Here is a 22,166-nt window from a genome sequence, read left to right as displayed (position 1 = left end):
TGCTGGTCAATCCTTACACCTGAGTCCAGCCGGCAAGCGCCAACCCCCTCTTCCAGTTCCGGCGTACGAGCGGCACCGACTTGTGCGACCGCTACACCGAGAACTTCGAAGCCGTATGGAACACCGCGCGCCCCTGGGCGCCCGACCGTCAGGAGCACCACCAGCGTGGGCAGGACTGAGTACTACAACGCCCCGAAGGCGCCCAAGGCCAACACACTGATCCCGGCCTGCAACCTCCTCGTCGTCAATGACGAGCGCGCGATCCTTCTCCAGCGACGCCGCGACACCGGACAGTGGGCCCTGCCGGGTGGCGCCCAGGACATCGGGGAGAGCCCCGCGCAGTGCGCCGTCCGCGAATGCGAGGAGGAGACCGGCATCGTCGCCGAGGTCACCGGGTTCCTGGGCGTCTACTCGAACCCGGCGCACATCATCGAGTACACCGACGGTGAGATCCGGCAGCAGTACGAAGCCGCCTACATCGGCCGCCCGGTCGGCGGCGCTCCGACGGTGAACGACGAGGCCGACGGCGTGCGCTGGGTTCTTCCCGAGGAACTTGGTGGCCTCGACATCCACGCGAGCATGCGGGAGCAGATCGGCCACTACCTCTCTGGCAATTACCCCTATCTGGGCTGATCAGGGCCTACAGCGTCGGCCCAGCCTTGTCGGCCTGCACCCGCGCCACGCTCTCGTGGTTGGCGGGTGCGGTCCTGCGGTGAATCGCCCGACCACGCTGTCCGTGCCGTAGCGGCCGAGGATCTCCGCCCGCGCTCCTCGGCTTCCAGCAGAGCGAAGGACCGCACGCCCGCTCCTCCACCATAGGCAGTGTCCGCAGGTGGCGAGCCCCCAGCCGGATGGCGGAAGCCCGTCAGCGCCACGGTCGATGAGCTTCGGCGTTGATCTTGTACGAGATGTCGGCACTGACTGCGACCGGCGTGCGGGCACGGCGCGCAGCGGGTAATTCGATTGCTGGAGAAGGCGCTGCCTGCTGCACTTAACGTCATGGTGACGATCACCGCCGAGACGAGGACCGCGTTCCGCCGACAGGGGTTCGTGGTGATCCCCGACGTGCTCAGCGGCGAGCAGATCGCCGAAGGGCGCGAGCTGGTCGCTGCGTTGCTGGAGCAGCAACCTCACGCCGACGATCACGTCGGACCGTATTTCCTGTGGCCGCGCTTCGCCCCGGAGGGGCATCCACTGCTCGACTTCTACCGGGAGACGGGTGTCGGGGAGCTTGCCGGCCAGCTGCTGCGTTCGGATCTCGATGTGCAGGACCCTGATTTCGCGCAGGTGGCGACAACGGTCCCGCCGTGGCCGCAGCGGCCTGGCGGCCCGCACGTTGACGGCCTGACGCCGGGTGAACCGGACGGACGCCCAGGCTCCTTCTCGCTGCTGGCCGGCGTATGGCTCACCGACCATTGCCAGCGGCACCGGGGGAACCTGTGGGTCTGGCCGGGCACCCATCTGCGCTTCGGGCAGTACCTGGCTCAACGTGGCGCAGACGCCCTCGCGCGCGTCGAGGACATGAATCCGGGCCCATACCCCAAGGTCGAACTGGGCGAGTCGACGCAGGCGGTCGGTCCCGCAGGCAGCGTGCTGTTCGCCCACTACTTGCTTGCTCACAACATCGGCAACCACGACGGTGCGGCCGACGAAGGGCGACGCGAGACGGTGTACTACCGGCTCCACGCCAGCGGTCACCGGGAGCGGTGGCGGGAGGCCGTCACCAATCCGCTGTCCGAATTCCGCCGTGGATCGAACACCTAGTCAGCGGCGTTCGCGGCTTTCGGCTTGGGCACGTCCACGTTACCCATGGCTCGCTCGATGGTGATCTCGATGACCACTCGCTCGGGATCCGGCGCGGGCGTCCGACGGTATCGGTTGCCGTAGCGCGCTACGGCATCGTCGACAGCGTCCGGGTGCGTACGGACTTCGGCTGTGCCCTCCAGCGTGGCCCAGCGCCCTCCATCGACTTGGCAGACGGCTGCGCGAGCCTGACCGGGGTGCGCGGCAAGGATGTTGGTGACTTTCTTACTGGATTTGCGGGTGATAACCCGTGCGACGCCAGCGTCAGCGTCAAGAGTGACCCCGACGGGCACAACGTGCGGACTGCCGTCAGGACGCACTGTCGTCAGTGTGCACAGGTGGTACTCACTCCAGAACCCCAAGTAGTCATCGGCTTGGTTGCGTATCTCGATTGACATGGCCGGAAGCGTAATAGCGAGCGATGCCTGAACTGCCCCGAAGTGACCACGCCCACACTCCTCCTGCCCGTAACGGCAGAATTGGATTTGCCCAAATTGCTAACCATATGTCCCGGTCGCTCGACGCCGAATGGTCTCAGATCGATAACAGCCGCATATGCCAAAGGTGTGGATTTGATGCGCGCACGTCAGATTTTGAAGCACCAGTTCAGGGGCGTGATCCATAACCGAGGCGGGCAATTTGGCATGGTTTAGTGCGTCGCTGGCGACGGCGCATGCTGCGGCTTTGGGGGCGATTTCTCGCCACTCCTCACTTCCGGTCTCGCGTAATGTCCAAGCAGGTTCCCGAAGGCTCCGGGGAGACGCTGAGTCACGGTTCGTTGCTCATTTGCGTACGTGATCTTGGCGTGTTGGGGAGGTGTGGATGCATATGCGCGCAACCCTTGCAGCGCTGTTCGGCAGCACATACCGAGGCGTTGTCCTTCGATGCTGATGATCCCTTCCGTTCTCTTTGTGCCGTACGGGAACTGAACGCTGTTGGCTCAGTACGACCGTCGCCCGGCTCCACGCCGGAGCCATCAACGGTCAGTGCGAAGGGGATTACTGATGTGGTCGGAAAGGCGTGACCGCCGCGCGGCAGAATCCGAGGTCCCTGCGCAGGGCAAGGTGAGCCGGCGGTGGTTGGGACGGTGGCGTACGGCTGAGAAGCGGACGGCGGAGAGCGACCTGCACCGTCGACTGCGGCGAGAGCTTCAGGACCTCGGGATACAGCCTCCGCTGGATGTGGAAGAGCTGTGCCGGGCGCTTGGCGAGAGGCGCGGGCGCCCGATCGTTCTTCGACCGTTCCCCTTGGAGAAGCCGGGACCGTCCGGGCTGTGGGTTGATATGCCCCAGATGGACGTGATCCTCTATCAGCAGGAGACGACGCGCCTGCACCAATGGCACATCATCCTGCATGAGGTGTTTCACGTCATCGTGGCCGAAGGCGAACAGGCTGCGGAGGAGCTTGCGGAGGAGCAGGAGGCTCCGGACGACTTCGTCGAGGGCTGGGCGACCCTGATTCCGGTACTGGATCCCGCATTGGTCCGGCGTGTGGCCCGGCGCTGTTCGTACGACGACGGGGAAGAGTGCGAGGTCGAGCTCGCGGCCACGATCGTCCTGGAGTGGTCGTCGGTGCTCGACGAAGTTCCCCCGCTCTCAGAGGATCCCTCGCTCCGCCGCGTTCAGCAGGCCCTCGGTGACCGGCGAGGGTGGCTGTAACCCGTGACTGAGCTGCTCCTTTTGGGCATCGCGGCTGCCGTCATCTGGAAGCTGTACCAGTGGTCGCGAGCCCCCCACGACGCCCCTCTCCGATCCGTCACGTTGTGCCTGCTCAGCGCCGCGCTCTCGTACCCCGTGGCCATGCCCGGCGGCGCCTCGGGCGTCGACACCGTGGCCGGCCACGGCACGGCGAAGCTGATCCAGAACCTGCTGCTCCTGGTGACGGTCTACTTCCTGATGTGCTTCTACCTCTACTCGGCAGACGAGAAGGCCGGGCGGCTCCGGGCGCGGCGGGAAGCCGTCGTCGTCACGCTCGTAGCGGTGTCGATCACCGTGGCCGCCGAGTCCGTTCCGAACGAGGTCTTCGCCGGCTCGTTCAGCACGGCGGACATGACGACCCCGCAGATCGCCTTCTTCTACGGCGGTGCCGGCCTGTACCTCATGTACGCCCTGGGCGCCGCCGGGTGGTGGACTCGCCGGTATGCCCGCATGTCCAGGCGCCCGCACGCCACGGGCCTGTGGATGGCCGCGATCGGCCTCACCGCGATGGCGGTGGCCTGCGCTGTCCGTGCGGTCATCGTCGCGATCCGGTGGAGCGGCGGGGCTGTACCGCAGCCCCTCATGACCGGAGTGGCATTCCTGCTGGTGGTGTCCATCCTGCTCTTCGTCGCAGGCGTCACCTACTCCGGGGCCCGCGCCAGGGTCACGTCCCTGAAGCTCTGGCTCCGCCACCGGCGTGACCACCGTCGGCTCACCCCCTTGTGGCAACTGCTCGCCGAGACATACCCCGAGAACGTGCTGAGGCCCCCTTCCTCGACGCTTCGGGACCGGTGGCGGGCGCGCGGAGTGCACCGGCGCTATCACCGGCGGATAGTGGAGTGTCGTGACGGGCTGGTCGACATCAGTCCCTACCTGGGCTACACGGCCGAGGACACCGAAGTCCTCGGCCTCGCCCCTGCTGAGCTGGCCCAACGCCTCCGCCATGCCGTGACCACGATCGGCAAGGGTGCCCTTGCGCCACGTCAGGCGGTACCGCTGGCCATGCCCCAGGACGACAACCGGGAAGCGGATGTCCGGCAGCTGATCGCGGTGTCGGACGCACTGCGTCTTCCCGTGTAACCACCGAACACCAAGGAGACGAGATGCTGATCACTGCTGACCGAGTCCTGGTCGGCTCCGGCACCTACCTGGACGACGGCGCGATCCTCATCGAAGGCGACTCGATCACCGCGGTGGGGCCGCGTGCGCAGATCGCGGAACGGGCCGGCACGGACGCGGTTCACCTTGCGTTCCCCGGGGGAACGGTCCTGCCTGGCCTCATCGACGCCCACGTACACCTCGCGTTCGACGGTGGCGCGGACCCCGTGGCCACGCTCCACGAGTCGAGCGACGAGACCTTGCTCCAGGACATGCGCAGCCGTGCGGAGCAGCTCCTCCACAGCGGCGTGACGACGGCGCGAGACCTGGGAGACCGCAACGGCCTGGCGCTTCGCCTGGATACGGAGATCACCAGCGGCAGTACGCCGGGACCGCGGATCGTGTCCGCAGGCACGCCCGCGACCTCGCCCGGCGGCCACTGCCACTTCTTGGGGGGCGAGATCTCTGGGGCGGCCGAGGCCCGGGACTTGGTCCGGCGCAACATCGCAGCCGGTGCCGGCGTGATCAAGGCAATGGTGACCGGTGGCGGTCTGACCAAGGACGGGCCGAAGAGCTGGCAGAGCCAGTTCTCCCCGGAGGAACTGCACGCCCTGGTGGACGAGGCCCACAAGGCCGGTGTGCCGGTGGCAGCCCACGCGCATGGAACGGACGGCATCATCGCGGCCGTGGAAGCGGGCGTGGACACGATCGAGCACTGCACGTGGATGACGAGCGACGGCTTCGACCTCCCGCAGAACGTTTTGAAGCAGATCATCGACGAGCGCATCGCCGTCTGCCCGGCCGTCAGCCCGCACTGGCAGATGCTCCCCCGGTTCTTCGGCGAGGAGCGAGCCGCGGTCATGTTCGACCTGGTCCGGCAGATGGCCGAGGCGGGCGCCAAGCTCATCGCCGGTACCGACGCGGGAGTCCAGCGGGCGGGCTTCGACGGACTGGTGCCCACGCTGTCCTTCTATGCCCACCTCGGCCTGCCGAACAGCAAGATCCTCGGCATGGCGACCGCCGACGCGGCCGACGCGCTGGGATTGGGCGAGACGACCGGCCGGGTAGCTCCGGGTTTCCGCGCGGACCTGCTGGCGGTCGACGGCGATCCTCTCGAAGACCTCGGTGCGCTGAAGGCGATCCGGGCGGTGGTCGCCGCTGGCCGACGTTATGAGCCGCTCGAGAAGGCCGCACGGTAGTAGCGGACCAGCCGTCAGCATCCTGTCCGGGCTCTCCAGAGCTGCGGGCAGGGTGCTACTCGTTCGCCTCGGGTTCTCTCTCCTCCAGCTCTGTGACCAAGTCGTTGACGAACTCCATGACGTTCGCCGGAAGACCTCGCGCCGCCATACCGCGCCCCTTGACCTGGCCCACGCTTCCCCGCCTGGACGCCGACAGGAGCCGCAGGCCCTCGTAGACCTGACGGGCCACGGCATCGTCCGGCTGGAAATACAGCGGGGACACGCCGAGGAAGGCAGCCAGCCCCTCAAGCACGACAGGCGGGGCCGTTTCCGCTGCGCCGGTTCGCAGGTCCCGGACACCCTCCTCGGAGATGACCTGTGCCCCGGCATGGGCGTTGACCGCGTCGGCGATCTCCGCATCGGTCGGCGGCCCCTGTGGTCCGGGGTACGAGCGCTCCAGAATCAGAGTGATCTTCTCGGCCAGCGTGCCGGGCGGCCCCACGGAGGTCGGCACGGTCCCCGTGTCCCTCGATTCGCGTTCGCCGCTGTGCGCCTCCTGCGCTTTGGCGATCGACCGATCCTCTGCCCGCCGCAGCTCCTCCTCGGTCACCCCATACGCCGCTGCCAAGTCCGGGACGTATCTGTCCTTAAGTCGCCGCTCCCCGCGTTCGGCCCCCGCCACCGGTCCGGCGCTCTTGGTTCCGATCAGCGCAGCCGTCTCGTACTGGTAGTAGCCGGCATCGCACCGCAGGTCAGTCAGGTCGGGCAGCCCGGTACGCGGAAACAGGTCGTCCAACTCCCGCTTGAGGACACGGGCCAAAGCGGGCAGCTTCTCCGCATCGGGGATCGCTAGCCCGGTCTCCCAGCCGGCAACCGTCGAGTCGGCCACGCCGAGGGCCGCAGCCACCTCGGCCTGCGAGATCTCGGCGGCTCGCCGTACCCCGCGCACACGGCCCCGGTCGAAGTGACGAGCAGACATCCAACCTCGTTTTTCGCTAAACCGAAGGAACCTCGGTCCGTTGACTTTTTCTTTGAATCGGAATAGCTTCAGCTTAGCGAAAGGCGGGGAGCTTTGCACGATTACTCGATCTTCGCTTCCGGCCTCTCCCCGACGCATCGGGCATCGGAGGGAGACGTAGAGGGACGATTCGCTGGTTCCAGCGGCGAAGCGATCCCGAAGCAATTGGCGCCCGCGAGCCCATGCCTCCCGGATGCCGGTAAGTACGTCGCCCCGTTCCGACTGCGGGCGCGGAGATCATCTCTAGACCGCCACTCGGTGCCCTGACGCGGCACTGGTTCAGTGGCAACCGAAAGGTACGTGCATGTCTCCTGCTGCGGACAGCGATCCGACCACCGTCGCACCCGCGTCCGCCGGCGAACTGCAGCACTCGCCCTCCAGCACAGGGGCGGCCCTCCAGGCCGGGCAGCGGTACTTACCGCGCCTTGTAGAGAGTTCTTCAGCCAGGTCTGGATTGTGACGCGACCTCTGCATATGTTCGTCGTCGCTCGCCGGGCAGCCCGCCCGGAGAGGACGGCCACAAGGCGGTCATCTGGCGCTGGTCGCTCGCGGGCCGCACCGCAGTGACCTGCGAGAACGTGAGGAGAGACTGCCATGAAGACGGTGCGCGTCCGCAGCCCGTAAGTGCACCTGGACCCAAAGGCGACGGCGCCCGGGAGCGGGAACTCCCAGGCGCCGAATGGCCGCCCCCAAGGGGTGCGGATCCACAACCAAGCAGGCTCGGCTGGACCTTTTCCACGAGAGACAGCCGGGCCGCTCACTACCAGCGAAGGATACTCGCATGCCCGAGCACCGGAGCGGAAGCCGAAGCGTCACGGAGCCTGACGACCGGCAGCGTCGCCTGGCTGACCTCCTGGCCGACATGGTCCCTGGCGCGGCCACCTTCCGCGTGACCCTCCACGACCCCGCCACCGCGTGGCCGCAGCCCCACGCCCGCGCCTACGGCACGGCGGGCGGTCCGATCAACCTCAACCGTACGCAAGCGGTCACTGCCGCCCGCTGGATCATCCGTATGCACCCCGAGGCGGTCTGGGGCGAGGCATACGTCTTCGACCTCGCCACTGCTCGCCTCCATCCCGCCGTCGCGGTCGCCGCAGGCCGGGGGCGCTGAGCATGGCGAGGATCCGCACCATCAAGCCGGAGGCGTTCTTCTCCGAGTCGCTCGCCGAGGTGAGCGTGAACGCTGAGCGGACCTTCTTCGGCCTGCTCACCCAGGCCGACGACCAGGGTCGCTTCCGCGACAACGCGGCGATCATCAACGGTCTGCTCTGGCCGCTGCGCGCCGAGCACACCGCTGTCCACGCCGAGGACGACCTCCAGCAGCTCACCGACGCCGGACTGATCTGCCGGTACACCGGCTGCGACGGCCGCCGGTACCTGCACGTGGCCACCTGGGGTGAGCACCAGAAGATCGACAAGCCCTCCCAGTCCCGACTGCCGTCCTGCCCGATCCATCACGCCGCCGATCGGTGCGGGGCCTGCAAGGCCGTCTGCGCCGGTGGCTCGGCCAAGTCCGGCGAGGTCTCGCCGAGCCCTGCCCGAACCCTCCCCGACGCCTCGCTGAACACTCCCCGAACCCTCGATCGGCCCGCCCCCGCTTCGGTACTGCCTGCTCCAGTGCGGCCTGACCACGGTGCCAAGGACTCCGACGGCCAGCGGGACACCTCGGACGGGGCCGTCGGCAACTCTGCCTCCGTTAATGTTGAAACGGCAGGTCAGACGGCGCTCGCCGAGGCTTCCCCGAACCTTCCCCGAAGCCTCCGGGAGCCCTCGGCGCCTGGATCTAGGATCTTGGATCCTGGATCTTCTAATCCTTCGGGGCGCACAGCGCCCGCACCATCGCCATCGACGCGAGCGCTGATCGGCGAGTACGCCGCCGCCTGTGCCGAGCGCCCACCGAACGACGTGCTCGGACACCTCGGGCGGAAGGTCCGACAGCTGCTCGACGAGGGCATCGACCCGCAGCACATCCGGGCCGGGCTGGAGCGCTTCCGCGCCAAGCCGATGCACCCCTCGGTGCTGCCGAGCCTGGTGAACGAGGCGATGAACGCCGGAGGCGGTCGCTTGGTGCGGCCGGAAATCCGGCCTACCGTGCCCGGTCACACGGCGTGGACCAACCCGGTCGACGCTGCCGCCGCCTACGCCGAGGAGCTGTGATGCGCGACCGCAACCGCGAACCCCAGCGGCTCGGTGGCGAGGGCGCCATAGCCCGCATCGCCCGGATCCTGGCCGCCCGGGGCGTCGACCCAGCCACCGCCCAGGTCCACGACGCCCCAGAACCAATCGCCGCGCTGGAGGCGGCCGAGGCCCGGATCCCGCTGCGCTACCGCAGCGCGGTCGGCGATCACCCGCAGGTCGAAGCCTGGGTCCGCAGCGTCGCCCTGGCGGCCGTCGCCCAGAACAAGGGCGCCCGGAGGCAGGTCCGCACCGGACCCTCGCTCCTGCTCGTCGGTACCACCGGCACGGGCAAGACCCACCTGGCGTACGGCGCCGTCCGCAGCCTCGTCGGCGCCGGGATCGGCGTGAACTGGCACGCCACCACCGTCGCCGACATGTACGCGAACCTGCGCCCCCGGCCCGGCATCGACACCGAGAGGCAGCTGCTGACGCTGTTCCGCTGTCCACTGCTGCTCCTGGACGACCTCGGCGCGGCCAAGAACTCGGAGTGGACCGAGGAGATCACGTACCGGCTGGTCAATCACCGCTACAACCAGATGCTGCCGACGCTGATCACCACCAACCTCGCCATCCGAGACCTGCGCGTCGCCGTCGGCGACCGGGTCGCCTCCCGGCTGGCCGAGATGACCGAGCGCGTCGTGCTGACCGGCTCCGACCGCAGACGCGGCAACACCGCCTGACCGCCACCCGGCCAGCCCACCGAGCGGCACCACCCGCTCGCCCCATCACCTCGCCGACCACGCACCATCCTCCGCCGACGTCCACCGGGCGCGCGGAGGGCGATCGGAGACACCCCGCGCATGCCCAAGACCTCGATGCCCCCTGCCCGCCACCGGACGCTGGGCGACCACACCTGGCAGGACCGCGCCGCCTGCCGATCCACCGAGCACCACCAGGTCGACCTCGAGCTGTTCTTCCCCGAGCCGGACGAGACCGACAAGATCGCCGCAGCCAAGGCGCTGTGCGCCCAGTGCCCGGTACGCCGCACCTGCCTGGACGCCGCCCTGGAAAACCGCGACCGCGACGGCATCCGGGGCGGTCTGACCGAGGAGGAGCGCGAGTCGCTGCACAAGAAGCTCCCGCGCCGCCTGGACTACGCCCGCGTCAATGCCGTACTCGCCGGACGCGACATCCACCTCACCGAACGGGAACGCGAAGCCGTCGCACTGATCGCCCACCGGGACGGCATGCCGGCAGCACGCCTCGCCTGGCTGCTGAAGGTCACCGAGGAGCACGCCGAGAAGCTCTACCGGCGGACCCGGCGCAAGCTTCGGAACCGGAACCTCGCCACGGCGAAGCCGAAGAAGCGCGGACGACCGAGGAAGAACACCACGGTGTCCCGCGACGACCTCCGGGCGGCGGCGTGACCACCGCCGCACCGATACCGGCGCGCATGACGGGCTGGGACCGCGCCGCCATCGTGGCCCTGGGGACGGCGGGCTGCGCCCTGTCGTACGACGCGCTCCAGCAAATGGCCGTCGCCATCCACGTCCGCGGCTTCCTCACCTACCTCTTCCCGCTGGTGATCGACGGGTTCATCGCCTACGGAGTTCGCGCCCTGGTGGTCCTTCGTGCCGCGCCGCTCGGTGCCCGCGCGTATGTGTGGACGCTCTTCGGCACCGCCACCGCCGCCAGCATCTGGGCCAACGCCCTGCATGCCGTCCGCCTCAACGAGCAGCAGACCACCACCGGCAGGCTTCGCCTCGGGGACACCACGGTCGGTGTCCTGTCCACCCTCGCCCCACTCGCCCTGGCCGGAGCCGTCCACCTGTACATCCTCATCGCCCGCCGGGTCACCGAGGAGACTGTCCCCGCTCACCCCGGACACCTGACCTCCGCCGGCCACCCCGCTGACCGAATCGAGGTCGAGCGAGCGGCGGCCACCGGACACCCCAAGGCCACCAGCGCCGGTCAGGTCACTCCCGGTCACCAGCCCGCCGCCTTGACCAGGACACCCGGACAGGACACCGACCGCGAGCCGGTCACCTCGGACAAGCTCGGTCAGGACGCCCGGACAGCAGTTGGCCAGGGCACCTCCGGTCAGCTGATCGGAGGTGAGATTGGCCCGGTGACCGAGCCGGTGGCCGGGCCAACTCCCCCGGGGGCCCGGACACCTCTCCGGAGTGGTGATCAGGGCGGACACCCCGGTGCCAGAGCGGCCGGGGATGCCCGCCCGCACGGTGACCGGCCGGTGTCCGCGACTACGGACACTAACCCGGTCAGTCGTCCGCAGCCTCCGGCCGGAGGTGACCGGGTGTCCGATCCGGTCACCGACCAACTGCTCCCCATCGCCCGGAAGGCGGTCACCGAGACCGGCCGGACCACCCGCGCGGTGGTCGCCGAGGCCATCCGGGGACAAGGTCTCCCGCTGTCCAACGACCGGCTGACCGAGCTGATGCGCACTCTCCGGGACGACCCCGGACAGCCCACCGAGGACCGCGGTGCCTGACCGGTCCCCAGCGTGGGACGGGTGGTCTCACCGACTCCGCGGTCACACCACCCGCCCCGCGCCCACACCCAGACTTCCGTCCGTTCCCGGAGATGCCGCTCATGCGCACCACGCCCGCCACCGCCGCCGAAGCCGACGCTTGGCTGACCGTTCTGCACCGTCGAGGGCACCTGCACCGCGTCGAAGCCGGGCCCGACGGGGACTGGATCGTGCGCCGTACGCCGGATTCGCAGCCGTGGACCCTGCACCATCCGGTCCTGGCGTTGGACTACGTCGCGGACATCCTGCGCGATGTCCGCCGCCGCAGCCCTGAGTCGAGCCGATGACGACCGCCGACTCGGCGGGCACCACTTCCTCAGCGGAGCCGGAGGCTCCGACGGCCACCGGCCGAGCAAGCTGTTGCCGTGGATATCCCAATGGGATATCCACGGCGCATGCCCTCGCCCAGGAGGGCGAGGGAGGTCTGGTTGGTTCCCGAGCGGGGGCGCACGGGAACCAACCGGATCTGCGGCACCAGGGGGTGCCGCAGGGAGAAGGGGAAGCTGAAGAACGCGCCGCCGACGCTGTCCCGAGCGCAAGCGATGCCGCGCTTCCCGAGCGCCGTCCACGCCGCCGCGCCTACCAGCCCACGCACCGCGAAGACGTGATCGCCGTCCGCTTTACCGCCGAAGAGAAAGCCGAGATCATTGCCGCCGCTGCCCACAGGCGCGTCTACCCCTCCGGCTTCCTCGCCACCGCCGGGCTGACCGCTGCCCGCGGTTCCGCCACCCCGCTCGACTCCAACGACCAGCTCGACGCCGCCATCGACGAGCTGGCCACCCTCCGCGCCCAAATCTCCCGCGTCGGCAACAACATCAACCAGATCGCTTACATCTTCAACGCCGGCGGCCAACCCCACCCCGGCCAACTCGACCACGCCCTCAAGACATTGGTCCGCACCCTCGCCCTGGTCGACGCTGCCGCGCACGCCCTCGTACGGAAGCGCGTGTAGATGGTCCCGGACATCAGCCGGGGCTCACGCACGCACGGGCTACTCGCCTACCTCTACGGACCCGGCAAACGCGACGAACACATCGACCCGCACCAGGTCGCCTCCTTCGACGGCTTCGCCCCCGACCCTGGCCGCGACCACGACGCCACCCTTACCGACCTGACCCGCGTCCTGGACCTGCGCGTCAACCAACTTGGCGACCGTGCCCCCAAGCAACACGTATGGCACTGCTCAGTACGCACCGACCCAGGCGACCGCTACCTCACCGACGCCGAATGGGGCGAGGTCGCCCGCCGCGTCGTCCACGCCACCGGTATCGCGGAGGAGGGAGATCCGGACGGATGCCGGTGGGTGGCCGTACGCCACGCCGACGACCACATCCACATCCTCGCCACCATCGTGCGGGGCGACCTGCGCCAGCCCCGCAACGCGTACGACCAGAAGCGCTCCCAGGCCGAATGCCGCCGCATCGAGAAGGAATTCGGCCTGCGCGAACTCAAGGCCGGCGACGGCACCGCCGCCCCGAACCCCACCAGCGCAGAACGCTTCAAGGCCGAGCGCACCGGCCACGACCGCACCCCGCGCGAGATCCTGCGCGAGACGGTCCGTCAGGCGGTCGCCGGAGCCGCCGACGAGGCGGAGTTCTTCACCCGCTTGACCGAAGCCGGACTACGCGTCAACAAGCGCCTCGCCCCGTCCGGCGACACCCTCGGCTACACCGTCGCCCTGCCCGGCGACCGCAACCGCGACGGCCAACCCGTCTGGTTCCCCGGCTCCAAGCTCGCCCCGGACCTCTCCCTCCCCAAGATCCGCAAGCGTCTTGCCGCCGGACCCGTCGACCAGGACCACCAGCCCGGCGACGAACCGCGCTCCGCCCACCTGAACACACCGTCCTTCAGCCGGTCGCAGCCCTCGCAGGCCCGTCGCCGAGCCGCACTTGTTGCCGAACGCGCCACCACCGCCCTCGGCCAGGACGACGACGAAGAAGCTGCCGCCCAGCTCGTCGGCGCCGGCGAAATCCTCGACGCCCTCGCCCAGACCTCACCCGCCGCCACCCGCGGTGAACTCCGCGAGGCGGCCCGCGCCTTCGAACGCGCCACCCGCTCCCACATCCGAGCCGAACGCGCCGACAACCGCGCCGTACGCGCCGCTGCCCGGGGCATTGTCCGCGCCGGAGACGCCCTCGGCCGAGGAGAAGACGGCGGCGCCACCGCCATGGTCCTGTCCACCCTCGTCCTGCTCGCCATCGCTGCCGCCCGCTGGCACTCCGCCCGAGGCCACGCCCAACAGGCCGCCGCATCCGCCCAGGCCGCCCAACACCTGCGCGCCGCCTACCGCGCCGCCGCCCGCACCCCGATACGCGCGATGCGCGAGCAGGGCCGCCGTCTCCCGCAGCCGGTCCGCCAGCGCCACGCCGACACCATCAACGCCGCCCTGCCCAACCACCAACTCGCCGGCGAGCCCGGCTGGGACGCCCTGGCCGCAACACTTGACCAGGCCGAGCGTGCCGGACACGACCCGGCCGCGTTGTTGAAGGAGGCCATCGAGTGGCGAGAGCTGGACACCGCCGACAGCGTCACCGACGTACTCGTCTGGCGAATGCGACGCCTGGGCAAACTCCCCGCCATCGCCGACGCCCCGCGCCGGCGCAGCGCGAGCACCGCCAAAGACAACAAGAGCAGCACGGCCAGCCGCACCGGGGTGCGTACCACTCCTGCGCCGACCGGCACGAGCCCTGATCACGTTGCGTCGGCGGACCCTCTCTCACGCGGGCCGAGGCGCTGAGCCGCAGCTCAACACGCTGGACACGGGCAGGCTGCCCTGTTATGGCTGGAGAGGACGATGAGGGAGCTGATGCTGGTGTTGCACGACGACGCCGTACGTACGAGAACCAACGCGCTGACGCCGACGCCGGCACCCGCCGACGACCCGATCCTGCGGCTCCAGCAGGAGACGCAACCGCACGACGGCGAATTCCGGGTGCAGTGCACCACCCACCCCGGAGAGCTGGCGATCACCGGCATCATCCAGATGTGCTCGGCCTGCGGAGCTCGCCGAGACTGGCTGCTCATCTGTGACCGCAACCAGGTCAGCATCCGGTGCCGCTGCGCCCACCAATGGGTCGAGCGTGAACTGGGCCGCGCCGACTTCGAGTCGATGGCCGGCCCCGGCGGCGAGGTGTACGACAGCCCGCAGACAGCCATTCAGGCTGCGGGATTTGGAGGGGAGCTGCGCGGAGCCTATTGGGTCTGAACCGTGCCATGAACGCCTTGAGCGATTGCGCCGTGGATAGTCGGCGCAGGTCCTTCGGGATGCTCATTCGCTGGAGTGGTGTGCGGATGATCGGGCAACCTCTGCTGTCGGCTGATCGGAAGCCGATAGTGTGGAGCGAGCCGGAGTCGGGCCGTTCAAGGGGGCTGAGTGGAAGCGGAGTTGATGCGGCTGGTCGCATCCTTTGCGACGACCGTGGCAGGGATGGTCGGTACCGACGTATACACCGCGTTCAAGACCCGGCTGGGGTCACTCTTCAGACGGGGCGGGCCGGAACAGGAGGACACCTTCCTCAGCGCACTGGAGGAGCGGCGTAACGATCTGACCCTGGCTCGTGACAGGGGCGATGAGGCCCGCGTGGCGGAACTCGTGCCGGAGATCGAGGAGCTGCTGCGCAGCGAACTGCGCCAGTTACTGGAGGAGCAGCCGTCTCTGGCAGGTGAGTTGAGGGATCTGCACAACGAGGTGAGGAACGTTGTCACCAACGGCACCTTGGTGATGGGCAGTCACACGCACGTGTCGAATGTCTACAACCACTACTACGGCGGGGGTCCGGCGATCCCACGACAGGCCGTTCCGGGCACTGCGGCCCCGTTGCCGCGGATCGTTCTGTGGCCGATGGACCACTACGAGAACAATGTCGACCTGCTGCGCGGAATGGACGCCGTGTGGGCGAAAAGACAGGCCGCCGGGGTTGCGACCACGATGTATGTGCAGGGTGTGCCGGGTAGCGGGACGTCCGCCGTGGCGCGCGAGTGGCTGCGCAGACACCAGGAGGAACTGACTGGGCCTCAACTCGAAGCGTCGCTGGGCAGAGATACCTGGGGAAACCTGCCGGAGCCCACGGCGATCCTTGAGCGTTGGTTCCGTGAGCTGGGAGTCCCGGCAGAAGACGTGCCTGCTGACCCCGGGGAACGGTCGAAATACTTCCGCAGTGTCGCTGCTGACCGTGGTCCGATCGTCGTGCTGCTTGAGGATGTCGTACTCGCCTCCCAGGTCGAGCCGCTGTTGCCGGGCACTCCGGGCAGCGTGGCTCTCATCACCAGCCACTCCCGCCTGCCCCGACTCATCCGCACCGTCGGCGCGGAGCCCTTCGAGATGAAGCCGCTGGAGCGGGCGCACAGCCGGAAGCTGCTCGTCAACGTCGGCGGGATCAGAGGCAACGCGACGACGTACGAGAAGGAACTGGACCTGATCGCCGACGGCTGCGGCGATCTTCCTCTCGCGTTGTGCATCGCCGGGGCGCAGCTGGCACTCGGGCACGTCGGCAGGGTGCGTGAGCTGGCGACGGAACTGTCAGACCGCACGACCAGATTGGAAGCGCTCGACATGGACGACGAGATCTCCGCAGCTCTGGGCCCCGGCTATCGCGGTCTCGCCCCGGATGCAGCGCGTCTCTACCGTTGCATCGGTCTCCACCCCGCCGGAAGGTTCGAGGCGGATGTCGTACGGGCTATGCTTCCGGACCTGGACACTGCCGCCCGGAACAAGGCCCTTCGACAGCTCACCGCCGCGAACCTGATAGAGCCGGACGGGGACGGCTACCGGGTGCGTCACCACCTCATCCACGACCACGCGCTCGCGTGTGCTCTCGCCGACGAACCGGCCGAGATCCGGGAAGCGGTGCTGGACCGGATCATCGCGCACTACCTGGAGTTCGCCGAACGCGCGGAGGCGGCTCTGTCCTCCCGCCACCGGCATGATCCGTCGGGTGCGTACGCGGCGTACGCACCCACGGGGAGCGTTGACGCGCCAGGGGTGATCGCGAGTCTGGAGCGACGCCGGGAGAGCCTGGAGAACGTGGTGCGCCTGGCTCACGAGCAGGGCCGGCACGACCAGACCTGGCGGCTGGCCCAGGGGCAGCACACGTTCCACCTCAAATGCGGCCTGCACAATCCCTGGATCACGATGCACGAACTGGCCCTCGAATCGGCGCACGAGTGCCGTGATCAGATGGCCATCGCCCGTATGCACTTCGAACTCGGCTTCGCTCATCTCGACCGGTGGAGCGCACGCCAGGGTGACCCGCAGACGGCCCGCGAGCACTTTGAGAGTGCCCTTGAACTCGTACGCCCGGCCGACGGCAACGCCACCGAAGGACAGCGGCGGACGGAGTCCAGCGCGCTGGAGGGCCTCGGCCTGCTGGAACGCAAGCTGGGCCGTCCCGCCGCCGCTCTGGAGTACTACGACTTGGGGCTGCGCGCACTGGACGGCATCGGCCACAAGCGTGGCCGAGCCCTGTTCGCCCTCCACCGGGGGGTGGCTTTCACTGATCTGCGACGTCATGACGAGGCGGCCCGGGAACTGCGCTCCGCCCGCGAACAGTTCGCGGCTCTGTCGGTGCCCGACCCCTACAACGAGGCTCGTGCCCTGACCCGGTACGCCGAGGACCGGCGCGCTGCCGAGCAGCCGGGTGAGGCCGTGCGGGCGCTCGACGAGGCGATCGAGATCATGACCGTGAATGGCCCGCCTTACCAGCGGGCCGGGATCCTCCTGCTCAGGGGGGACATGCTGAGCGCACAGGGCGACCATGCACGGGCGACGCTGGACTGGGTCACGGCGGGCGATCTGTTCCGCGAGGCGAACAGCCTTCGGGCGCAGGAGGCGGACCGGCGCCTCACGGATGCCTCGGGGGCGGGTGACGAGGACGGCTCACAGGACGGTGACGTCGAGTAGGCCGGTCTCGCCCTCTGCCCCGATCGCAACTTGAAGGCACACCGGGCCGGGGCTGCTCATTGTGGACATCGTGTGGTCGTGGACCACCGAGGCCGCGATGGCGGCCGACGTCCACGAGGGGCGCCTGCCATGCCAGCGGGCGCGCAGGCGCATGCCGTCCCGCAGCAGCGCCAGGCAGCCGTCCTCGGATTCCTCGACGGCGAGCAGGGCGCAGCCGGGGTAGCGTGCGGCGATGTCTTCCCAGCTCACCATCCCGGCCGCGTGGTGCGGTCGGCCGAGCGGCAGAAGCAGTACGTCCGCGGAGCGGGGCCAGCGGGCGTCCGGATCGTCGATGTCGGCCACCAGGTGCGTTGCCGCCAGATGCAGTTCCATGGTGCGGCGCTGCACGGGCGCCGGATAGCGGCGTACCGTGGCCCGGCGCTCTTCGGAGGCAGCCGACACGTACACCGGCCGCTGGACGGGGGAGGAATATCCGACTGGCACGGTGGAGGGAACCGGCACCAATCGTGGCCTGGCGGGTGTCACGGGCTCTGGAAGTTCGAGCCATTGATAGAACAGGCGCCGCAGCAGGACGGCCGATTCCCCGGGCCGTGAGGTCACAGTGGCACGCAGCTGCCGCAGTTCGGCGCTGCCTCGTTGGGCTGCGGCTGCTTCCTCGATCTGCGGCAGGAAAGGCCGGTGAGCAGAAAACCGGGGAAGTACCTTACCGAGACGAGCCATGGGGGACTCGGGGGCCACCTTCGATTCCGCGAAAGAACCCAAAACTGTGGGGATTCCCAATGAGATTCCGTACATCGTCAAAGAGCCATGGTCGCCAAGAATTCCATCCGCTGCCAGAAGCGCGGCTTTCCAGGTCTCCGTGTCCGGCACCGGAAGCAGGAGCCCGTGCTCCGTAAGCGGTGCCAACCAGCTCTGCAACTGCCAGGCGCCATGGCCGTACCAGGCGTTGCAATGGACGGCCGCCAGAACACGGTATTCATCGACCGGTAGCTCCGCCAGGACACGGCGAAGCAAATCCGTATCACTCTCGTCCGACGCCAGAATGGACCCGCGCCCCCACGTCGACGAGAGCACAATGAGCTTCTGGTCCGGACGGATACCCAGAGCCCGCCGGTAGTTCTCTCGGAATGGAGCGCTCACCTGTAGCTGATCGAAGCAGGGGTCCCCCGCCACCACGCTCACGGGGACAGCTTCGGGGCAACTAAGTGCGAGCCGTTCGCGTTGCTCATCATGAGAGAGAATGATCGCTGACGGAACAACCCGTCCTTCATGCGTCAACCATTCTGGCGACAAGCCAAAGGCTTCCCGCTTCCCGCTTCCCGCTTCCCGCTTCCCGCTTCCCGCTTCCCGCTTCCCGCTTCCCGCTTCCCGCTTCCCGCTTCCCGCTTCCCGCTTCCCGCTTCCCGCTTCCCGCTTCCCGCTTCCCGCTTCCCGCTTCCCGCTTCAATAGCTTATTGTACCCGGCGCCATGCGGTGCGCCGATCAATGGAGTTCGCAAATTGTGAAGGTCGCCGCCACGGCTTGTAGCAATCGCCATGTCGAATTTGTGAACAGTTGCTTCTTCCCACGGTATGTGCAGCATTCCCCGGGAAGTGAAGAATTCAAGGGTTCCCTCGTCCAGAGCCGACGATTCAGTACAGGTGAACACCGTCTGGACACGCCGGTCGCCCTCGAACACGGTGAGTAGGTCGAGTAGGCGTGTCGCGGATGTGATGTTGTGGACCACGCCGAGAACTGTCCGCTCCGCCGCCACACTCACCCAGCGCCCGCTGTCCGCCGCTATAGGCAACGGCAGCCGCCCTGCACCGCGCACGTTTCGCTCCCCACTATCCCCTGCGTGACCTTGCCAGACGATAACGTGCCGCCGGACTGCGGGACCTCGCTTGTGGGTCACGGCTACTCATACTTGATCACTGCGTACCGTCCCAGCGCCCCCAAAACGATCACCTGAGCCTGATGCTTTCGCGCACTCGCGGAAGCAGCGCCAGGGAACACGGAGCGCTGCTCGAAGAGATGGATTGGGAGCCTGAGTCGCCAGGCTGACGAGCCGCGGTCGACTCAAACCCGCTGGAGCGGCAGGCAGCCGAAGATCCCCGCACCGGCTTCAGTCGGTGAGGAGTTCCAGGACGGTGGTGGCGAGGGTGAGAGCGGAGTGCAGGCCCATGACCTCGACGACGGTGGGATGGACGGTGCGGCTCCAGTCGCCGGCCAGCTGGGGCCAGGTGGCCAGCAGGACCTCGGCGCCAGGCAGGCCGAGGCGGGCCGTGACGTCCATGCCGCTGTCGGGTGCGGGGTTCCAGCTCAGCAGGATTCTGCCGGGCGGTACGCGGTTGGGGTGATCAGCGGCCATCCAGCAGGTCAGGAAAGGGCCGTCGGGGGTGGCGGATACGTGGTGGACGAGGGCGCCGCGTACGCCGTCGGGCATCGGGCGAGTGGTCAGGGACGACAGAGCGGCGAGGGGCGGTCGGGCGGAGACGTACGTGGAAATGGGTTCCTCCAGCAGCAGATCGGTCCGGAAAGCGACGACCTCGTTTCGGGCGGACTTAGGAGTCCGCCCGAAACGAGGCATGAGATGACATCAGACAGTGGGCTCCGGGCCGAGGAGCACGGTGGCGAACGCCTTGATGGCAGTGGGTGGGACGGCGGCGTCGAAGTCGGCGTGCCAGACCTCCTCGCCGCCGGGGGTACGGCGGGCTTCGAAGGACCAGCCGTTGTCGGCACAACGGGCCGTCAGATGGCCGCCGGGACCGGTGTACACCCCCTCAACATCGTTGTCGTACGCGGTCCAGCGGGGGCGGTGAAAGAGTTCGGTGACGACGTACGCGGCGTCCTGCCCGTCGAGGTACCAGGGCGCCGGGTCGTCGCCCTCGGCAGCGGGGTGGAGGCCGGGGGCCCAGCTTTCCTCGTGCCATCCCAGGGTGTCGCAGACGGGGCGCGGGAGATAGCCGTGCTGTCCGTCCTCGGCAATGTACACAGTCGGGCCGTTGTCGCCCTCACCCTCGACGATGCGGCCGATGAAGTGGGCGAACGGCCAGTCAGGGTTGATCGCGAGGAGTGCCGGTCGGTCGGGGGCGAGAGTTTGGAGCTGGTGGATGAGCTGGCCAACGGTCGGCAGCCGGGACATGGATGACCTCCTACAGGGTGGGGTGAGCAGGGGTAAGAGAGAACGGCGTGGGTATCAACTGGCGTCGAGGCGCAGGAGCCTGCGCAGCGCGGCTGGCCCCTGGGGGAGCTCGTCGGCGGTGCGGTGGGTGGCGAGATGCCGTTTGCGCTCGTCGTTGATGTAGCTCTTGATGCCTCCGGAGAGTTTCCAGGTGCCGCACGTGCAGACCGACTCGAAGAGGTAGCGGCCGGGGCAGTCGGGGTGGAGCGGCTTGCCGGAGGTCGTGTGCTTGTGGGACGGCGGGCACTGCGAGCCGTCCTTGTGATGGGCAATCAGGGGTGCGCGGTGCCGGGCCACGACTGGTCCTCCGTGAGTGGAGAGGGCATGGGTGAGGGGCGGTCGGCCCGAAGACGTCCGGGCCGACCGGATGGAGGGGGATCAGGCGGAGAGCCGGAACGATTGCAGGGAGCGGGTCTCGTTCTCGGTTTCCCGGACGATCAGGCCCGCCTTCGTCAGGCGCGTGAGGCTTCTCGCGGCAGTGGCGTCGCGGATGCCGAGGGCGTTGCCGACGTGGCGGGTGCGGGCGCCGGGGTGTCTGGCGAGGTGGGCGACGATCGCGGCGTCGCGCCGCAGGGACGTCTCGTAGATGTCGGCGGCGCCGAGCAGGATGCCGCAGAGGGCCAGGGCCAGGCTGAGCCCGAGAGCGGCGGGGTTGTCGTTGGAATGGGCGGCCACGGCGTTGGCGAGGCCGAGGGCCGTAATGCCGACGGGGAGGAGCTGGTGGACGGGTTGGATCACGGTGCCTCTCGTGCAGCGGGTGGGAGGGCTCGGTGGGTGCGGGGGTTTGGCGATCAGGCGGGGGTGAGGGTGAGGTACGCCTCGGCGCCTCGGGGCAGTTCGTAGCGCTCGACGGGGGTCGGGTCGGCGAGCGCGGTGGTGAAGGCGGCGAGGATGTGGGTCGGCGTGGTGTCGTCGAAGGAGGCGGCCCACTGCGCGGGCGCTTCGCAGTCGAGGCGGGCGGTGGCCAGCCAGCGGGCGGGTACATGGTCCGGGCGACCGTCGCGGCCGGGTGCTTGATGGGTGAAGCGGGCCTGGAGCCGGGGCGCGTGGTACGTGCGCGGCTGCTCGGTTGGATCGGGGGACCATCTGGCGGCGGTGAGCGGGGCCAGGGCCGGTGCGTTGTCGGTCAGGGTCCGTGTGGGGTACGGCAGAGGTTGGTCCAGGGCCTTGTCCGGGTTGGCGGCCAGCGCGCCGACCACGGGCAGCAGGACCTCCTCGGGCGTTTCGTCGGTGAACAGCGCCGTCCAGGACAGCGGGCTGAGGGCGTCGCGGCGGGCCCACAGCCGCCACAGCACGCGCTGGCCCTCGAGGCGGGGCACGGGCTGGGCCTCGGGGAGGAATTCGAGGGCCAGGCGCTGGCTGGGATCGAACACGCGCGTGTTGTCCATCCAGGTGGCGTCGCTCCAACCGGCATCGGCCAGGGTCTGGATGACGGTGCCGGCGCTGTCGTCGCCGGGGCCGGCGAGGTAGCGAGGGGCGACGCGGTACAGCGGCCAGTCGAGCGGGTGGGGCGGGTCGAGGTGGGTGGGGACGGGCGTGTTCAGAGGGTGGAGCACGGCGTGGATCCCTTCGTTGAGCTGGGGTTTTTCCGAGCCGTCGTACGTTCCCTTGGGCCGCGCCGTGTCTCAAGCGGGTTGTGCGTGG

23 protein-coding genes are annotated in these 22,166 nt (G+C 68.8%); 15 read left to right on the top strand and 8 right to left on the bottom strand.

Annotation, left to right across the window (positions count from 1 at the left end):
• The first annotated feature begins 165 nt into the window (after positions 1 to 165).
• Both E4N62_RS18830 and E4N62_RS18825 read left to right on the top strand, forming a co-directional pair.
• On the top strand, positions 166 to 633 hold the full coding sequence (locus tag E4N62_RS18830; protein WP_230215846.1) for an NUDIX hydrolase: 468 nt from the start codon (positions 166 to 168) through the stop codon (positions 631 to 633).
• 366 nt (positions 634 to 999) lie between these two features.
• On the top strand, positions 1,000 to 1,764 hold the full coding sequence (locus E4N62_RS18825; protein WP_230215844.1) for a phytanoyl-CoA dioxygenase family protein: 765 nt from the start codon (positions 1,000 to 1,002) through the stop codon (positions 1,762 to 1,764).
• Here the strand turns inward: E4N62_RS18825 and E4N62_RS18820 are convergent.
• Positions 1,761 to 2,201: a pyridoxamine 5'-phosphate oxidase family protein gene (locus tag E4N62_RS18820; protein WP_230215842.1), complete on the bottom strand. Its 441-nt coding sequence runs from the start codon at positions 2,199 to 2,201 to the stop codon at positions 1,761 to 1,763. The genes E4N62_RS18825 and E4N62_RS18820 overlap by 4 nt on opposite strands.
• Before the next feature lie 894 nt (positions 2,202 to 3,095).
• Between E4N62_RS18820 and E4N62_RS18815 the strand changes: the two genes are divergently transcribed.
• Genes E4N62_RS18815 through E4N62_RS18805 form a run of 3 tightly spaced genes read left to right on the top strand, consistent with a single transcriptional unit; the run spans position 3,096 to position 5,797 of the window.
• Positions 3,096 to 3,461 (top strand): hypothetical protein, encoded by a 366-nt coding sequence (locus tag E4N62_RS18815; protein WP_230215840.1) that lies wholly within the window; start codon positions 3,096 to 3,098, stop codon positions 3,459 to 3,461.
• A 3-nt stretch (positions 3,462 to 3,464) separates the two neighbouring features.
• Entirely contained in the window at positions 3,465 to 4,580 is a 1,116-nt protein-coding gene (locus E4N62_RS18810; RefSeq protein WP_230215838.1) for an MAB_1171c family putative transporter, read from the top strand.
• A gap of 23 nt (positions 4,581 to 4,603) precedes the next feature.
• A complete protein-coding gene (locus E4N62_RS18805) occupies positions 4,604 to 5,797 on the top strand; it encodes an amidohydrolase family protein (protein WP_230215836.1) in 1,194 nt (397 codons plus the stop codon).
• A 55-nt stretch (positions 5,798 to 5,852) separates the two neighbouring features.
• Here E4N62_RS18805 and E4N62_RS18800 read toward each other — a convergent pair whose 3' ends face one another.
• On the bottom strand, positions 5,853 to 6,755 hold the full coding sequence (locus E4N62_RS18800) for a helix-turn-helix transcriptional regulator (RefSeq protein WP_230215834.1): 903 nt from the start codon (positions 6,753 to 6,755) through the stop codon (positions 5,853 to 5,855).
• Positions 6,756 to 7,575: 820 nt separating this feature from the next.
• Between E4N62_RS18800 and E4N62_RS18795 the strand changes: the two genes are divergently transcribed.
• The 10 genes from E4N62_RS18795 (at position 7,576) to E4N62_RS18750 (ending at position 17,359) form a co-directional block, all read left to right on the top strand.
• Entirely contained in the window at positions 7,576 to 7,905 is a 330-nt protein-coding gene (locus tag E4N62_RS18795) for a transcriptional regulator (RefSeq protein WP_230215832.1), read from the top strand.
• A gap of 2 nt (positions 7,906 to 7,907) precedes the next feature.
• On the top strand, positions 7,908 to 8,951 hold the full coding sequence (locus E4N62_RS18790; RefSeq protein ID WP_230215830.1) for a hypothetical protein: 1,044 nt from the start codon (positions 7,908 to 7,910) through the stop codon (positions 8,949 to 8,951).
• A complete protein-coding gene (locus E4N62_RS18785) occupies positions 8,951 to 9,652 on the top strand; it encodes an ATP-binding protein (RefSeq protein WP_230215828.1) in 702 nt (233 codons plus the stop codon). Before E4N62_RS18790 ends, E4N62_RS18785 begins: the two co-directional genes overlap by 1 nt.
• 120 nt (positions 9,653 to 9,772) lie before the next feature.
• Positions 9,773 to 10,339, top strand: a complete 567-nt coding sequence (locus tag E4N62_RS18780; protein WP_230215826.1) for a WhiB family transcriptional regulator — start codon at positions 9,773 to 9,775, stop codon at positions 10,337 to 10,339.
• Positions 10,340 to 10,365: 26 nt separating this feature from the next.
• Positions 10,366 to 11,421: a DUF2637 domain-containing protein gene (locus tag E4N62_RS18775; RefSeq protein ID WP_230215824.1), complete on the top strand. Its 1,056-nt coding sequence runs from the start codon at positions 10,366 to 10,368 to the stop codon at positions 11,419 to 11,421.
• Between the two features lie 101 nt (positions 11,422 to 11,522).
• Positions 11,523 to 11,747 carry a hypothetical protein gene (locus E4N62_RS18770; protein WP_230215822.1) on the top strand — a complete coding sequence of 75 codons (225 nt, stop codon included), beginning with the start codon at positions 11,523 to 11,525 and terminating at the stop codon, positions 11,745 to 11,747.
• Positions 11,748 to 12,064: 317 nt separating this feature from the next.
• The gene (mobC, locus tag E4N62_RS48755; protein ID WP_230215820.1) at positions 12,065 to 12,412 is read left to right on the top strand and encodes a plasmid mobilization relaxosome protein MobC; all 348 of its coding nucleotides are present in this window, start codon (positions 12,065 to 12,067) and stop codon (positions 12,410 to 12,412) included.
• Complete coding sequence (locus tag E4N62_RS18760) at positions 12,413 to 14,197, top strand: relaxase/mobilization nuclease domain-containing protein (protein ID WP_230215817.1); 1,785 nt, start codon at positions 12,413 to 12,415, stop codon at positions 14,195 to 14,197.
• 57 nt (positions 14,198 to 14,254) lie between these two features.
• Positions 14,255 to 14,665 carry a hypothetical protein gene (locus E4N62_RS18755; protein ID WP_230215815.1) on the top strand — a complete coding sequence of 137 codons (411 nt, stop codon included), beginning with the start codon at positions 14,255 to 14,257 and terminating at the stop codon, positions 14,663 to 14,665.
• 222 nt (positions 14,666 to 14,887) lie between these two features.
• On the top strand, positions 14,888 to 17,359 hold the full coding sequence (locus E4N62_RS18750) for a tetratricopeptide repeat protein (protein WP_230215813.1): 2,472 nt from the start codon (positions 14,888 to 14,890) through the stop codon (positions 17,357 to 17,359).
• Here E4N62_RS18750 and E4N62_RS18745 read toward each other — a convergent pair.
• The 6 genes from E4N62_RS18745 to E4N62_RS18715 form a co-directional block, all read right to left on the bottom strand.
• Positions 17,336 to 18,541 (bottom strand): hypothetical protein, encoded by a 1,206-nt coding sequence (locus tag E4N62_RS18745; RefSeq protein WP_230215811.1) that lies wholly within the window; start codon positions 18,539 to 18,541, stop codon positions 17,336 to 17,338. The two genes, E4N62_RS18750 and E4N62_RS18745, sit on opposite strands and share 24 nt — an antisense overlap.
• A 922-nt stretch (positions 18,542 to 19,463) precedes the next feature.
• Entirely contained in the window at positions 19,464 to 19,928 is a 465-nt protein-coding gene (locus tag E4N62_RS18740) for a hypothetical protein (RefSeq protein ID WP_230215809.1), read from the bottom strand.
• Positions 19,929 to 19,937: 9 nt separating this feature from the next.
• Entirely contained in the window at positions 19,938 to 20,483 is a 546-nt protein-coding gene (locus E4N62_RS48750; RefSeq protein ID WP_308185223.1) for a DUF317 domain-containing protein, read from the bottom strand.
• A gap of 54 nt (positions 20,484 to 20,537) precedes the next feature.
• Complete coding sequence (locus E4N62_RS18725) at positions 20,538 to 20,819, bottom strand: hypothetical protein (protein ID WP_230215807.1); 282 nt, start codon at positions 20,817 to 20,819, stop codon at positions 20,538 to 20,540.
• 81 nt (positions 20,820 to 20,900) lie between these two features.
• Complete coding sequence (locus tag E4N62_RS18720) at positions 20,901 to 21,260, bottom strand: helix-turn-helix domain-containing protein (protein WP_230215805.1); 360 nt, start codon at positions 21,258 to 21,260, stop codon at positions 20,901 to 20,903.
• A 53-nt stretch (positions 21,261 to 21,313) separates the two neighbouring features.
• Positions 21,314 to 22,078: a DUF317 domain-containing protein gene (locus tag E4N62_RS18715; protein WP_230215803.1), complete on the bottom strand. Its 765-nt coding sequence runs from the start codon at positions 22,076 to 22,078 to the stop codon at positions 21,314 to 21,316.
• Positions 22,079 to 22,166 lie beyond the last annotated feature (88 nt).

Origin of the sequence: Streptomyces sp. MNU76, from assembly GCF_020982545.1 — a bacterium.
Classification (GTDB): domain Bacteria; phylum Actinomycetota; class Actinomycetes; order Streptomycetales; family Streptomycetaceae; genus Streptomyces.
The sequence above is the reverse complement of the archived record's forward strand: the minus strand, read 5'-3'. Positions and strand labels throughout refer to the sequence as shown.

What these genes read in the sequence shown, in the direction of transcription:
- E4N62_RS18790 (WP_230215830.1), top strand. Translation starts at nt 7,908, where the DNA reads ATGGCGAGGATCCGCACCATCAAGCCGGAGGCGTTCTTCTCCGAGTCG.
- E4N62_RS18820 (WP_230215842.1), bottom strand. Translation starts at nt 2,201, where the DNA reads ATGTCAATCGAGATACGCAACCAAGCCGATGACTACTTGGGGTTCTGG.
- E4N62_RS18740 (WP_230215809.1), bottom strand. Translation starts at nt 19,928, where the DNA reads ATGCCTCGTTTCGGGCGGACTCCTAAGTCCGCCCGAAACGAGGTCGTC.
- E4N62_RS18785 (WP_230215828.1), top strand. Translation starts at nt 8,951, where the DNA reads ATGCGCGACCGCAACCGCGAACCCCAGCGGCTCGGTGGCGAGGGCGCC.
- E4N62_RS18760 (WP_230215817.1), top strand. Translation starts at nt 12,413, where the DNA reads ATGGTCCCGGACATCAGCCGGGGCTCACGCACGCACGGGCTACTCGCC.
- E4N62_RS18755 (WP_230215815.1), top strand. Translation starts at nt 14,255, where the DNA reads ATGAGGGAGCTGATGCTGGTGTTGCACGACGACGCCGTACGTACGAGA.
- E4N62_RS18800 (WP_230215834.1), bottom strand. Translation starts at nt 6,755, where the DNA reads ATGTCTGCTCGTCACTTCGACCGGGGCCGTGTGCGCGGGGTACGGCGA.
- E4N62_RS18825 (WP_230215844.1), top strand. Translation starts at nt 1,000, where the DNA reads ATGGTGACGATCACCGCCGAGACGAGGACCGCGTTCCGCCGACAGGGG.
- E4N62_RS18815 (WP_230215840.1), top strand. Translation starts at nt 3,096, where the DNA reads ATGGACGTGATCCTCTATCAGCAGGAGACGACGCGCCTGCACCAATGG.
- E4N62_RS18795 (WP_230215832.1), top strand. Translation starts at nt 7,576, where the DNA reads ATGCCCGAGCACCGGAGCGGAAGCCGAAGCGTCACGGAGCCTGACGAC.
- E4N62_RS18770 (WP_230215822.1), top strand. Translation starts at nt 11,523, where the DNA reads ATGCGCACCACGCCCGCCACCGCCGCCGAAGCCGACGCTTGGCTGACC.
- E4N62_RS48750 (WP_308185223.1), bottom strand. Translation starts at nt 20,483, where the DNA reads ATGTCCCGGCTGCCGACCGTTGGCCAGCTCATCCACCAGCTCCAAACT.
- E4N62_RS18775 (WP_230215824.1), top strand. Translation starts at nt 10,366, where the DNA reads ATGACGGGCTGGGACCGCGCCGCCATCGTGGCCCTGGGGACGGCGGGC.
- E4N62_RS18780 (WP_230215826.1), top strand. Translation starts at nt 9,773, where the DNA reads ATGCCCAAGACCTCGATGCCCCCTGCCCGCCACCGGACGCTGGGCGAC.
- E4N62_RS18805 (WP_230215836.1), top strand. Translation starts at nt 4,604, where the DNA reads ATGCTGATCACTGCTGACCGAGTCCTGGTCGGCTCCGGCACCTACCTG.
- E4N62_RS18750 (WP_230215813.1), top strand. Translation starts at nt 14,888, where the DNA reads ATGGTCGGTACCGACGTATACACCGCGTTCAAGACCCGGCTGGGGTCA.